Source organism: Marinactinospora endophytica (assembly GCF_054780875.1).
In genome coordinates this window covers 196,764-211,242 of record NZ_BAAGVM010000008.1, presented here as the reverse complement: position 1 = coordinate 211,242, position 14,479 = coordinate 196,764, and the positions used below count along the sequence as shown (strand labels likewise).

The following is a 14,479-nucleotide window of genomic DNA, read 5'->3' as shown; positions in this document are numbered from 1 at the left end:
ACGTGTCGCGGCGACTATTCGCCGCGGGCCTTCGCAACGATCTCCTGCGAGACGTTGGAGGGGACCTCCGCGTAGGAGTCGAACACCATCGTGTAGTTGGCCCGACCCTGGGTACGGCTGCGCAGGTCGCCCACGTAGCCGAACATCTCCGACAGGGGCACCTGAGCCTTGACGACTCGCGCCCCGGCGCGCTCCTCCATGCTCTGGATCTGACCGCGTCGGCTGTTCAGGTCGCCGATCACGTCGCCCATGTAGTCCTCGGGCGTCGTGACCTCGACCGCCATGACCGGCTCCAGCAGAACCGGACTGGCCTTGCGCGCCGCCTCCTTGAACGCCATCGAACCGGCGACCTTGAAGGCGAGCTCGGAGGAGTCGACGTCGTGGTAGGCACCGTCCTGCAACGTCACCTTGACACCCACGAGCGGGTATCCGGCGAGTACGCCGAACCCGGCGGCCTCCTGGCAACCGGCGTCGACCGACGGGATGTACTCCCGCGGGATGCGACCACCGGTGATGTTGTTGACGAACTCGTAGCCGGCGCCGTCGCTGTCGCCGTCGGCCGCGATCGGCTCGAGGTCGATGATGACGCGACCGAACTGGCCGGAGCCACCCGTCTGCTTCTTGTGGGTGTACTCGACCTTCTCGACCTTCTTGCGAATGGTCTCGCGGTAGGCGACCTGCGGCTTACCGATGTTCGCCTCGACCTTGAAGTCGTCGCGCATACGGTTGACCAGCACCTCGAGGTGCAGCTCGCCCATACCCGCGATGATGGTCTGGCCGGTCTCCTCGTCGGTGGAGACCTGGAAGGAGGGGTCCTCCTCCGCCAGACGCTGGATCGCGATACCCAGCTTCTCCTGGTCGCTCTTGGTCTTGGGCTCGACCGCGACCTGGATGACCGGAGCCGGGAAGGTCATCGACTCGAGGACGATCGGGTCGGCGGGGTCGCACAGCGTCTCGCCGGTGGTCGTGTCCTTCAGGCCCATGACGGCGACGATGTCACCGGCGCCGACACGCGAGATCTCCTCGCGCTTGTTGGCGTGCATCCGGTAGATCTTGCCGATGCGCTCCTTGCGCCCCTTGACGCTGTTGAGCACCTGCGTGCCGGCCTCCAGAACACCGGAGTAGACGCGCACGTAGGACAGCTTGCCCAGGTGCGGGTCGCTCATGATCTTGAAGACCAGGGCGGAGAGCGGAGCGCTCTCGTCCGGCTTGCGGCTGAGCATGGTCTGCTCGGTCTCGTCCTTGGGGTCGTGGCCCTCGATGGCCTCGACGTCCAGGGGCGAGGGGAGGTAGTCGACGACCGCGTCGAGCAGGGGCTGGACGCCCTTGTTCTTGAACGCGGTGCCGCACAGGACCGGGATGGCGGTGCGGGCGATCGTCGTCCGGCGGATCGCGGCGATGGTCTGCTCCACGGTGGGCTCCTGGCCCTCCAGGAACAGCTCCATGACCTCGTCGTCGGCCTCGGCGAGGGTCTCGATCAGCTTCTCGTGAGCCTCGCGAGCGGCCTCGGCGTGGGTCTCGGGAATCTCGATCGTGTCGTACATCTCGCCCTTGGCGGCCTCGTCGCTCCAGACGTAGGCCTTCATGCGGACGAGGTCGATGACGCCCTTGAAGTCGGACTCGGCGCCGATCGGCATCTGGATCGCCAGCGGGTTGGCACCGAGGCGGTCGGAGATCATGTCGACACAGCGCTGGAACTCGGCGCCGATCTTGTCCATCTTGTTGACGAAGCAGATCCGGGGCACGTTGTAGCGGTCAGCCTGCCGCCACACCTGCTCCGACTGGGGCTCGACGCCCTCCTTGCCGTCGAACACGGCAACCGCACCGTCGAGGACACGCAGCGACCGCTCGACCTCGACCGTGAAGTCGACGTGGCCGGGCGTGTCGATGATGTTGATCGTGTGGTCGTTCCAGTGAGTGGTGGTCGCGGCGGACGTGATCGTGATGCCGCGCTCCTGCTCCTCCTTCATCCAGTCCATGGTGGCAGCGCCTTCATGGACCTCACCGATCTTGTAGTTCACACCGGTGTAGAAGAGGATCCGCTCGGTCGTCGTGGTCTTGCCCGCGTCGATGTGCGCCATGATCCCGATGTTGCGGACCTTGGCAAGGTCAAGAGCAGTGGTAGCCATGTGGCTCGTCTTCTCTCGGTCTCTCGTATCGAAAAGGCCGCGGGGATTACCAGCGGTAGTGGGCGAAGGCCTTGTTGGACTCCGCCATCTTGTGGGTGTCCTCGCGGCGCTTGACGCTCGCGCCCAGACCGTTGCTGGCGTCCACCAGCTCGTTCATCAGACGCTCGGTCATGGTCTTCTCGCGACGCTGGCGCGAGTACTGGACCAGCCAGCGGAGGGCGAGCGTGGTGCTGCGCGACGAACGGACCTCGACCGGCACCTGGTAGGTGGCGCCACCGACACGGCGGCTGCGCACCTCAAGGGCGGGCTTCACGTTGTCGAGCGCACGCTTGAGAACCACGAGCGGGTCCTGGCCGGTCTTCTCGCGGGCGCCCTCGAGAGCGTCGTAGACGATGCTCTGGGCGATGGAGCGCTTGCCGTCCAACAGCACCTTGTTGATCAGTGCCGTGACCAGCGGCGAGCCGTAGACCGGGTCGGTGATCAGCTGGCGCTTCGGCGCCGGCCCCTTGCGCGGCATACTTACTTCTCCTTCTTGGCGCCGTAGCGGCTGCGCGCCTGCTTGCGGTTACGAACACCCTGGGTGTCGAGCGAGCCACGGACGATCCGGTAGCGAACACCCGGCAGGTCCTTCACACGACCGCCACGAACGAGCACGATCGAGTGCTCCTGGAGGTTGTGGCCAACGCCGGGGATGTAGGCCGTGACCTCGATCCCGCTGCTCAGCTTCACACGGGCGACCTTGCGCAGGGCGGAGTTCGGCTTCTTCGGCGTGGTGGTGTAGACACGCGTGCACACGCCACGCCGCTGCGGACTCCCCTTCAGCGCCGGGGTCTTGTTCTTCGAGACCTTGTCCTGTCGGCCCTTACGGACCAGCTGCTGGATGGTGGGCACCGCGTCTCCGTCTTCCTCGTGACCTACGCCGGTTCTCTTAGCCGAATTCGCTATTGACCTGCTGGATTTCCCGTTCTCCCCGACCCCCGCACTCGGGCGTGTCGCGCCTTTCCCGAACATGGGGGCGTCGACCACAGCCCGACCGGACGGTCGATTCTCATGGGAGGAGGTGTCACGCGCCGCTCTCGTCCGCCGTCCATCTAGCGGGATCGGCCATAAAAGCGCACACGTGTGACCCGCTGACTCACGGGCACGAAGTTAAAGAGTACCGAAGAGCGACTACCCGGTCAAAACGACGCTGGTTGCCGTCGGCACCCTCACTCCGCAGCCGCATGCTGCCGTAGGTCTCCGTCCAGTGTACGACTCGGCAGGAGTGCTCGCGTAATTTTTCCACCACGGTCGAGGTGGGAGGCCGTGTTCCCGAGCGCCCTTCGCGACATTGTCATCTCTCGGACACCTGCGCCGTCCGCGGTTGACGGGCGCGGTGGCCCACCGGGAGGTTCCGGCGGGCCACCGCGAAATGACCAGCGTCACAGCACCAGGTAGAGGACGACCTCCACGACGGTCAGCACGGCACCGACGACGGCGAGAACCGTGCCGGCCTTCACCAGTCCGAGGCCCTCCAGCTCTCCGCGGGACTCACGGATGTCGCGTCGCGCCTTGGGGCCGACGACGAACACCCCCACCGCGGTGAACAGACCGATGACCGGGATCAGCGACGCGATGCCGAGCCACAGCGCGGCGGACGCCTTCGGCTCGGTCTCCGGCAGGGTGTCGAGGTTGTCGTAGCCGGGGTAGCCGTCCCCGGGGGAGGCGCCGAGCGGCCGGTCGTCGAAGCCGGGGAACTCCTCGGCCAGTTTGTCCCGTCGCCGCCCACGCGGCGCGCGCCGCGACGCGGCCCTGTCGGACCCGTAGTCGTCGTCATCGTAGCGCTCGTCTTCGACGTAACGGTCCTCGTCCACGGCCCCGCGGCCGCGGTCGTCCCGACCGTACTCCTCGTCGCGGTCGTCGTAACCGCGCTGCCCGTAACGCTCGTCTTCGACGTAACGGTCCTCGTCCACGGCCCCGCGGCCACGATCGCCCCGACCGTACTCCTCGCCACGGTCGTCGTAACCGTAGCCGTAGCCGTCGTCGTCCCCTTCATCGGAACGGAGATCCGGGCCGCCGGCCCTGTCATAGTCCTCGCGACCGTAGTCGTACCCCGGCTCATCCGAACCACGACGACCGTCCACACCGAGCTCATCCCCGGCCCACCGGTCACCCGGACCACGACCGTAGTCGTACCCCGGCTCATCCGAACCACGACGACCATCGACACCGAGCTCATCCCCGGCCCACCGGTCACCCGGACCACGACCGTAGTCGTACCCCGGCTCATCCGAACCACGACGACCATCGACACCGAGCTCATCCCCGGCCCACCGGTCACCCGGCCGGTCGGTATCCGGCCCCATCTCGGGAGCGCCGTGGGGACCGGGGACTCCCACCGAGGGCGCGCCGTCCTCGTGGCGGCCTCCCAGCGCGCCGAGCGCGGGGAACTCCCGGGTCCCGTCCTCGCCGTCGAAGACGCGGGGACCGTGGTCCCGCTCCTCTTCCCACGCACGGGCCCGGGCCTGCTGTTCGGCGATCGCGGTGAGGGGATCGCTGACGGAATCTCCGCCGTAACCGCCGGGGGCATCGCCGTAGCCCTCCTCGGGACCCGCGGCCTCGTCCGCATACCCGAGGGGGTCGTCGCGGCGGCGCCGGTCCTGCGCCTCGGCCCCGATCCGGCGCACGCTCTCGGGCAGTCGGGGATCGTCCCGGCTGAAGGCCCAGGTGTCACCGCTTCCCATCGCCGGCTCGCCGGCGGGTGCGCCGGAGGACGAGGGCTCGTACCCCGCTGTGGGAACGTCGGGAGAAGCGGGAGCCTCGTCGCCGTATCCGGCCGTGGGCGCCGTACCGGTGTGGCCGGCGATCCGCTCGTCGGATTCCTCCGGGCCGGCACCGGCGCGCCGTCCGCTCGGTTCATCCCAGAACGGGACATCCGCCTGCTGACTCGGGGCGTCGCCGATGGAGGGGCCCCGTTGCGCGGCGTGGGCGCCGGCGGCTCCGTGGTCGGCGCCTCGCCCTGGAACGTCCGGCCGGGGCGTCTCCCGTTCGTGGGAGCCGTCCAGGTAGATCAGTCCGGTGGACAACGGGTCGTCATCGTGTCGCTCCGGACCGTCCAGGGGCCGGTCGTCCCCGGGGCCGGGAGAAGCCGGAGCGTCCGCGGGACCATATCCACCGTCCCCGAACCCCTCCGGACCCGAAGCGACATCCCCACGCCGCCCCGGCCCCTCATCCACCCGATCCCGATCCAGGTAGATCAGACCCGTGGACAACGGATCCTCACCACGACGATCCGAACCCCCCACATACGAATCCCAGGCGACATCCCCGCCCGGCTGCGCACCACCGTCCTGTGGGAGGCGTGCGGCCCCCTCCTCGCGGGCGTCGAGGGGGGACGCCGGGGTGGCGGGACCGCCGTCCTCCGTCCAGCGCGACGGCACGTCGCCGTCCCTCCAGAAGGGGAGTTCGCCGGTGGTGTCGCCGTCACGTCCCGAGAAGGCGGTCGCCGTCGCGGGGTCGGCATCGCTCTCCCACCGGTCGTTCCCGCGGTCCTCTCCCGCCCGCGGGTGCCGCTCGGTGGAGACCTCGTCCCGCCCCCAGGCGGTGTCGAACGGCCCGTTCCCGGTGTTCTCCCACACGGGGCGTTCCGGGGAGGAACGGTGGGCGTCCACGGAGGTGTCGGGGCCCGCGGGCGTGCCCTCCGGGGCCGGGTGGCGTTCCCCCGTCTGCTCCCAGGTCTGCTGCGGCTGGTGCCCTCCCGCCTCATTGCCGACCCCCTCACCGAAGGCCAGCAGAGCCGTCGAGGTGGTCTCCTCCGGCCGCGACGGAGCGGCCGGTTCGGCGGGGTCCGCCGGCCCGGCGAGAGAGGGGCCGCCCAGGGCCTCGGGGTAGGGCTCGGCCATCCCCGGCCGCGTGGTGCCGTATCCGAGGGACGGGTAGCCCCCGGTTCCGGGATAGCCGTCCAGCCCCGGGTACCCCCCCGTCGCTGTCTCCTCCCGGCCGCGTGCGCGGTCCTCCGCCTGAGAGCTCCCATAGGGGTACCACCCGGGCTCCTCCGCGGGCCTGGGTGTGGCGTCCCCTCCGGGAGCCTCACTCGCGGCGGTACCGGGCGCGCCCTCGGCACCGCTACCCGTGAGGTACGGATCCTGGTACTGCGCCTGCGTCCGGTGGCGTTCCCCGCTGGGCGTGAACCACGAGCCCGACTTCGGGGCCGGGGACTCGGGTTCCCCGTCCTCCGGCCTGTAGGGGCCTCCCCCGTTTTCCGTCACTGTGTCCGATCTCCCGACCGCGCCTGAGCGCTCTGCGAACTGTCCCCATCCGAGTATGGCGATGGACAAAGACGAACGGCGGTAGTACCGCCCCTTCCGGGGTGGACCACCGCCGTCGCCGGATCAACCGATCAATCTCATCGGCTGGTCTTCGTCAAGGTCACCTGTTGTAGGGACCGAAGTCGTACTCCTCCAGCGGGACGGCCTCGCCGGATCCCTGACCGAAGGTGTACTCGCTGGGCTCCTCGTACGCCGAGACGGAGTACATGGATGCCTTCGCCTCTTCGGTCGGCTCCACCCGGATGTTGCGGTACTGCGGCATACCGGTACCGGCCGGGATGAGCTTACCGATGATGACGTTCTCCTTGAGACCGAGCAGCGGGTCGCTCTTGCCGTGGATGGCGTTCTCGGTGAGGACCCGGGTGGTCTCCTGGAAGGAGGCCGCCGACAGCCACGACTCGGTGGCCAGCGACGCCTTGGTGATGCCCAGCAGGACGGGACGTCCGGCGGCCGGCTGGCCACCCTCCGCCACGACCTGGCGGTTGATCGCCTCGAACTTCGGACGCTCGACCATCTCGCCCGGCAGCAGCTCGGTGTCGCCGGACTCGAGGATGTTCACCCGCTTGAGCATCTGCCGCACGATGATCTCGATGTGCTTGTCGTGAATCGAGACACCCTGCGACTTGTAGACCTCCTGGACCTCCGACACCAGGTGCTGCTGGACCGCGCGCGGGCCCAGGATGCGCAGCACCTCGTGCGGGTTGATCGCACCCTGGATGAGCTGCTGGCCGACGGTGACGTGGTCGCCCTCGTTCACCAGCAACCGGGCCCGCATGGGCACCGGGTAGGCGATCTCGTCCGAGCCGTCGTCCGGGATCAGGACGATCTTGCGGCTCTTCTCGGTCTCGTCGATGCGGATACGGCCGTCCACCTCGCTGATCGGCGCCACACCCTTGGGGATGCGGGCCTCGAACAGCTCCTGGACACGCGGCAGACCGTGGGTGATGTCCTGACCCGCCGAACCACCCATGTGGAAGGTCCGCATGGTGAGCTGGGTACCCGGCTCACCGATGGACTGGGCCGCGATGATGCCGATGGCCTCACCGACGTCGACCGGCTTGCCGGTGGCCAGCGAACGGCCGTAGCAGGTCGAGCAGACGCCGATCTTGGCCTCGCAGACCAGCGAGCTGCGGATGCGCACCCGCTCGACGCCGGCCGCGATCAGCTTGTCGATGACGCTCTCGGTGGTGTCGGTCAGCGCCGGGACGATGACCTCGCCGTCCACGACGACGTCCTCGGCGAGCGTCCGGCCGAAGCCGGTGTTCTCGACGTTGTGCTTGCGCACGACGACGCCGTTGGCGTTCTTCTCGCCGATCTCGTGCCACAGCGACCGGTCGGTGCCGCAGTCGACCTCGCGGACGATGACGTCCTGCGCGACGTCCACCAGACGCCGGGTGAGGTAACCGGAGTCGGCGGTGCGCAGGGCCGTGTCGGCCAGACCCTTCCGCTGACCGTGGGTGGAGATGAAGTACTCCAGCACGGACAGGCCCTCGCGGTAGGAGGACTTGATCGGACGGGGGATCGTCTCACCCTTGGTGTTGGACACCAGGCCGCGGATACCGGCGATCTGGCGGACCTGCATGGGGTTACCACGGGCACCGGAGTTGACCATCATCCACACCGGGTTGTCGGCGGGGAAGTTGGACTCCATCTCCTTGGCGACCTCGTTGGTGGCCTTGGTCCAGATCTCGGTCAGCTCCTGACGACGCTCGTCGTCGGTGATCAGACCGCGGTCGTACTCGCGCTGGATCTTGTCGGCCTGCCGCTCGTAGCCGTCCAGGATGGTCTGCTTGTTCGGCGGCGCGACGACGTCGCTGATGCCGATCGTCAGACCGGACCGGGTGGCCCAGTGGTAGCCGGCGTCCTTCAGGGCGTCCAGCGTGGTGGCGACCTGGACCTTCGGGTACTTCTCGGCCAGCTCGGTCACCAGGGCGGACACCTGCTTCTTGCCCACCTGGTAGTTGACGAACGGGTAGTCGACCGGCGTGGTCTCGTTGAAGAGGTAGCGGCCCAGCGTCGTCTCAAGGACGTAGGGGCTGCCGGCCACGTGGCCCTCGGGCGCGACCCAGTCGCTCGGCGGCGGGACGTCGCCCTCGATCCGCAGCTTGATCCGCGCCTGCAGGTCGAGGTCACCCAGGTCGTAGGCCATGATCGCCTCGGCCGGCGTGTGGAACGCGCGGCCCTCGCCCTTCGCACCCTCCTTGAGGGTGGTCAGGTAGTACAGGCCGATGATCATGTCCTGCGTCGGCATGGTGACCGGCTTGCCGTCGGAGGGCTTCAGGATGTTGTTCGTGGCGAGCATGAGGATGCGCGCCTCGGCCTGGGCCTCCGCCGACAGCGGCAGGTGCACCGCCATCTGGTCGCCGTCGAAGTCCGCGTTGAACGCGGTGCAGACGAGCGGGTGGATCTGGATGGCCTTGCCCTCGACGAGCTGCGGCTCGAACGCCTGGATGCCCAGGCGGTGCAGCGTCGGAGCACGGTTGAGCAGCACCGGGTGCTCGGTGATGACCTCTTCGAGGACGTCCCACACCACCGGGCGGGAACGCTCGACCATCCGCTTGGCGCTCTTGATGTTCTGCGCGTGGTTCAGGTCCACCAGGCGCTTCATCACGAACGGCTTGAACAGCTCCAGCGCCATCTGCTTGGGCAGACCGCACTGGTGCAGCTTGAGCTGCGGACCGACGACGATGACCGAACGACCGGAGTAGTCGACACGCTTGCCGAGCAGGTTCTGGCGGAACCGGCCCTGCTTACCCTTCAGCATGTCGGACAGCGACTTCAGCGGACGGTTGCCCGGGCCGGTGACCGGCCGGCCGCGACGGCCGTTGTCGAACAGCGCGTCGACGGCCTCCTGGAGCATCCGCTTCTCGTTGTTCACGATGATCTCGGGCGCACCGAGGTCGAGCAGACGCTTGAGCCGGTTGTTGCGGTTGATGACCCGGCGGTACAGGTCGTTGAGGTCGGAGGTCGCGAAACGGCCACCGTCCAGCTGGACCATGGGACGCAGGTCCGGCGGGATCACCGGGATGCAGTCGAGGACCATGCCGTTGGGGCTGTTGCGCGTGTTGAGGAACGCCGAGACGACCTTGAGCCGCTTCAGGGCGCGGGCCTTCTTCTGGCCCTTGCCCGTGCGGATCGTCTCGCGCAGCTTCTCGGCCTCGGCGTCGAGGTCGAAGTTGGCCAGACGCTCCTGGATGGCCTGGGCGCCCATGCCGCCGCGGAAGTACTTGCCGAAGCGGTCCCGCATCTCGCGGTAGAGCAGCTCGTCGCCCTCGAGGTCCTGGACCTTGAGGTTCTTGAAGCGGTTCCAGACCTCTTCGAGGCGGTCGATCTCGCGCTGGGCGCGATCGCGGATCTGGCGCATCTCACGCTCGGCGCTCTCGCGGACCTTGCGGCGCGCGTCGCCCTTGGCGCCCTGCTCCTCCAGCTCGGCCAGGTCGGCCTCGAGCTTGCGGTGGCGCTCCTCGACGGAGGAGTCGCGCCGCTGCTCCATGTGCTGGCGCTCGACGGAGATGCGGGCCTCCAGGGACTGGAGGTCGCGCTCGCGGGCCTCGGTGTCGACCCACGTGACCATGTACGCCGCGAAGTAGATGATCTTCTCGAGATCCTTCGGGGCGAGGTCGAGCAGGTAACCCAGGCGGCTGGGCACACCCTTGAAGTACCAGATGTGGGTCACGGGCGCGGCGAGCTCGATGTGGCCCATGCGCTCACGCCGGACCTTGGCCCGGGTGACCTCGACACCACACCGCTCACAGATGATGCCCTTGAAGCGGACCCGCTTGTACTTGCCGCAGTAGCACTCCCAGTCCCGGGTGGGGCCGAAGATCTTCTCGCAGAAGAGCCCGTCCTTTTCCGGCTTGAGGGTGCGGTAGTTGATGGTCTCCGGCTTCTTGACCTCACCGTGCGACCACTGACGGATGTCGTCGGCCGTGGCGAGGCCGATTCGCAGCTCGTCGAAGAAGTTGACGTCGAGCACTTAATTCGTCCCCTGCTCTTGGATCGCGGAATTAGACCTCTTCGACGCTGCTCGGCTCGCGCCGACCCAGGTCGATTCCGAGTTCTTCCGCCGCACGGAAAACGTCCTCATCGCTGTCCCGCATTTCGATGGACATGCCGTCACTGGACAGCACCTCCACGTTCAGACAGAGCGACTGCATCTCCTTGATGAGCACCTTGAAGGATTCGGGGATACCCGGCTCGGGGATGTTCTCGCCCTTGACGATCGCCTCGTAGACCTTGACCCGGCCCACGACGTCGTCGGACTTGATCGTGAGGAGCTCCTGGAGCGCGTAGGCGGCACCGTAGGCCTCCAGCGCCCAGACCTCCATCTCGCCGAACCGCTGACCGCCGAACTGCGCCTTACCACCCAGCGGCTGCTGGGTGATCATGGAGTACGGGCCGGTGGAACGGGCGTGGATCTTGTCGTCCACCAGGTGGTGCAGCTTCAGGAAGTAGGTGTAGCCGACAGCGATCGGCTCCTTGAACGGCTCACCGGTGCGCCCGTCGTACAGCCGCGCCTTGCCGTTGGCGTCGACCAGGCGGTCGCCGTCGGCGTTGGGCAGGCTGGAGGCGAGCAGGCCGCCGATCTCGTCCTCACGCAGGCCGTCGAAGACCGGCGTGGCGACCTTCGTCCCCGGGGAGATGTCGTCGGCGCCGATCTCGCGCATGGCGCGCTTCCAGCCCTCGTCGTCCCCTTCGATCTTCCAGCCGCTCTTCGCCAGCCAGCCCAGGTGGATCTCCAGGATCTGACCGACGTTCATGCGGCCGGGCACGCCCAGCGGGTTGAGCACCATGTCGACCGGCGTGCCGTCCTCCATGAACGGCATGTCCTCCTGGGGAAGGATCTTGGCGATGACGCCCTTGTTGCCGTGCCGGCCGGCGAGCTTGTCGCCGTCGGTGATCTTGCGCTTCTGCGCGACGTAGACGCGCACCAGCTCGTTGACGCCCGGGGGCAGCTCGTCGCCGTCCTCGCGGCTGAACACGCGGACGCCGATGACCTTGCCGGACTCGCCGTGCGGCACCTTCAGGGAGGTGTCGCGGACCTCGCGCGCCTTCTCACCGAAGATCGCGCGCAGCAGGCGCTCCTCGGGGGTCAGCTCGGTCTCGCCCTTCGGGGTGACCTTACCGACGAGGATGTCGCCGTCGACCACCTCGGCGCCGATGCGGATGATGCCGCGGTCGTCCAGGTCGGCGAGGACCTCCTCGCTGACGTTGGGGATCTCGCGGGTGATCTCCTCGGGCCCCAGCTTGGTGTCACGGGCGTCGACCTCGTGCTCCTCGATGTGGATCGAGGAGAGGACGTCGTCTTGGACGATGCGCTGGGACAGGACGATGGCGTCCTCGTAGTTGTGGCCCTCCCAGGACATGTAGGCCACCAGCAGGTTCTTGCCCAGCGACATCTCGCCCTTGTCGGTGGACGGGCCGTCGGCGAGGACCTGACGCTCCTCGATCCGCTGCCCCTCCTCGACGATCGGGCGCTGGTTGAAGCAGGTGCCCTGGTTGGTGCGCTTGAACTTGGCCACGCGGTAGGTCTTGCGCGTGCCGTCGTCGTGCATGACGGTGATGTAGTCGGCGGTGACGTCCTCGACGACACCGGCCTTCTCCGCCAGGACCACGTCACCGGCGTCGGTCGCGGCGCGGTACTCCATGCCGGTGCCGACGAGCGGCGCCTCGGCACGCAGCAGCGGCACGGCCTGACGCTGCATGTTGGAGCCCATGAGCGCGCGGTTGGCGTCGTCGTGCTCCAGGAACGGGATCATGGCGGTCGCGACCGACACCATCTGGCGCGGCGAGATGTCCATGTAGTCGACCTCGGTGGCCGAGACCGCCTCGAACTCCCCGCCCTTCCGGCGGACGAGCACCCGCTCCGTGGCGAACGAGCCGTCGGCGTTGACCGGCGTGTTCGCCTGGGCGATGACGTACCGGTCCTCCTCGTCGGCGGTGAGGTAGGAGATCTCGTCGGTCAGCCGACCGTCGACGATCTTGCGGTAGGGGGTCTCGACGAACCCGAAGGAGTTCACCCGGCCGTAGGCGGCGAGCGAGCCGATGAGGCCGATGTTGGGGCCTTCAGGGGTCTCGATCGGGCACATGCGGCCATAGTGGGACGGGTGGACGTCACGGACCTCGAAGCCCGCCCGCTCACGCGACAGACCACCCGGGCCCAGCGCCGAGAGGCGACGCTTGTGGGTGAGGCCCGCGAGCGGGTTGGTCTGGTCCATGAACTGCGAGAGCTGGCTGGTGCCGAAGAACTCGCGGATGGAGGCGGTGACCGGCCGGATGTTGATCAGCGTCTGCGGCGTGATGGCCTCGACGTCCTGCGTGGTCATGCGCTCGCGGACGACGCGCTCCATACGGGCCAGACCCAGGCGGACCTGGTTCTGGATGAGTTCGCCGACGGTGCGCAGACGACGGTTGCCGAAGTGGTCGATGTCGTCGACCTCGATCGGGAACGTGTCGTGCGGACGCTGCAGCTCCTCCTCGCCCGCGTGCAGCCGGACGAGGTAGTCGATGGTGGCGACGATGTCCTCTTCGGTCAGCGTCCCCTGGGTGTACTCCTCCTGCAGCCCCAGCTTCTTGTTGAGCTTGTAGCGGCCGACCTTGGCGAGGTCGTAGCGCTTGGGGTTGAAGTACAGGTTCTCCAGCAGGGTCTGCGCCGACTCCTTCGTGGGCGGCTCGCCCGGGCGCAGCTTGCGGTAGATGTCCAGCAGCGCGTCATCGGTCCCCGCGGTGGGGTCCTTCTCCAGCGTGTTGCGGATGGACTCGTACTGACCGAAGCGCTCGAGGATCTGGTCGGTGGTCCACCCCAGCGCCTTGAGCAGGACGGTGACGCCCTGCTTGCGCTTGCGGTCGATGCGGACGCCGACGAAGTCGCGCTTGTCGACCTCGAACTCCAGCCAGGCACCCCGCGACGGGATGATCTTGCACCCGTAGAGATCCTTGTCCGAGGTCTTGTCGACCTGGCGGTCGAAGTACACGCCCGGCGAACGGACAAGCTGGGACACGACGACGCGCTCGGTGCCGTTGATGATGAAGGTGCCCTTGGCGGTCATGAGCGGGAAGTCGCCCATGAACACCGTCTGGCTCTTGATCTCACCGGTGTCGTTGTTGATGAACTCCGCCGTGATGAACATCGGGGCGGAGTAGGTCATGTCCTTGTCCTTGCACTCCTCTTCGGAGTACTTGGGCGGCTCGAACCGATGGTCGCGGAACGACAGCGACATCGTGCCCGAGAAGTCCTCGATGGGACTGATCTCCTCGAAGATCTCTTCGAGGCCAGACTGCTCCGGAACGTCCTTACGGCCTGCGTTACGGGCCGCCTCGACTCGGGCACGCCACTTCTCGTTGCCGAGCAGCCAGTCGAAGGACTCGGTCTGCAGGGCGAGGAGGTTGGGGACCTCGAGTGGTTCCTTAATGCGGGCGAAAGAAACGCGGTTCGGACCAAGGGCGTTAGCGGAGGCGTTGCGCGAGGCTGCCAACAGGGGTCCTTCCGAAGGCTTGTGGCGGTTGATGCGCGCGCACGCCGGACGACCTGAGTGGCGAGGAACCACCGGACAGGGGCGGTGCTCGTCTCAGAGCACGTGCGGACCGGGCCAATCACGTAAGAATTGGACACCAGACACGGACTCTGGCACAGAAGTCGTCAAAGGGCAGCGCAAAAGGGCAGTGTAGCCGAATACTACACCGCTGTCCAACAGCAGCCCCCCGAGTCAGTCACGACACCTGGCAGCATCGCCGCAACGAGCGAATCCGTCAAGCCCAGATCCGGCAGATCCGGCTATTCCACGCCCGTGAGAGGTCCCACAGCACCCGGTAGGTGTGAGCGAGCAGACATCCGGGAAGGAACTCCTGTTCAAAAGGAGACCACACGAGGGTCAAGATCCCCCTCGCGTCCCGCTCGGGCCGGCCCACTCACGCGTCCCGCCTCTCCCGATTATTTCAGGTATCCGGCGCTCCGTGTGCCGCCCGAGCCGCCACATCCCTCTTCCCACCAGGTCACAGGCCCCTGAGAACGGGAAAGGGCGACCGCCCCCGAAGGGACGGCCG

General features: G+C 67.6%; 6 protein-coding genes. All 6 read right to left on the bottom strand.

Annotation, left to right across the window (positions count from 1 at the left end; genetic code table 11):
• Positions 1–14 precede the first annotated feature (14 nt).
• Complete coding sequence (gene fusA / locus ACYVHU_RS16775; RefSeq protein ID WP_078763253.1) at positions 15–2,129, bottom strand: elongation factor G; 2,115 nt, start codon at positions 2,127–2,129, stop codon at positions 15–17.
• Positions 2,130–2,175: 46 nt separating this feature from the next.
• Positions 2,176–2,646 carry a 30S ribosomal protein S7 gene (rpsG, locus tag ACYVHU_RS16770; protein WP_078763252.1) on the bottom strand — a complete coding sequence of 157 codons (471 nt, stop codon included), beginning with the start codon at positions 2,644–2,646 and terminating at the stop codon, positions 2,176–2,178.
• A gap of 2 nt (positions 2,647–2,648) precedes the next feature.
• Positions 2,649–3,020: a 30S ribosomal protein S12 gene (gene rpsL / locus ACYVHU_RS16765; RefSeq protein ID WP_078763251.1), complete on the bottom strand. Its 372-nt coding sequence runs from the start codon at positions 3,018–3,020 to the stop codon at positions 2,649–2,651.
• A 530-nt stretch (positions 3,021–3,550) separates the two neighbouring features.
• Positions 3,551–6,010 carry a DUF4190 domain-containing protein gene (locus ACYVHU_RS16760; protein ID WP_498948960.1) on the bottom strand — a complete coding sequence of 820 codons (2,460 nt, stop codon included), beginning with the start codon at positions 6,008–6,010 and terminating at the stop codon, positions 3,551–3,553.
• A gap of 526 nt (positions 6,011–6,536) precedes the next feature.
• A complete protein-coding gene (locus ACYVHU_RS16755; RefSeq protein ID WP_078763249.1) occupies positions 6,537–10,412 on the bottom strand; it encodes a DNA-directed RNA polymerase subunit beta' in 3,876 nt (1,291 codons plus the stop codon).
• A 31-nt stretch (positions 10,413–10,443) separates the two neighbouring features.
• Positions 10,444–13,911: a DNA-directed RNA polymerase subunit beta gene (gene rpoB / locus ACYVHU_RS16750; RefSeq protein ID WP_078763248.1), complete on the bottom strand. Its 3,468-nt coding sequence runs from the start codon at positions 13,909–13,911 to the stop codon at positions 10,444–10,446.
• Between the last annotated feature and the right edge of the window lie 568 nt (positions 13,912–14,479).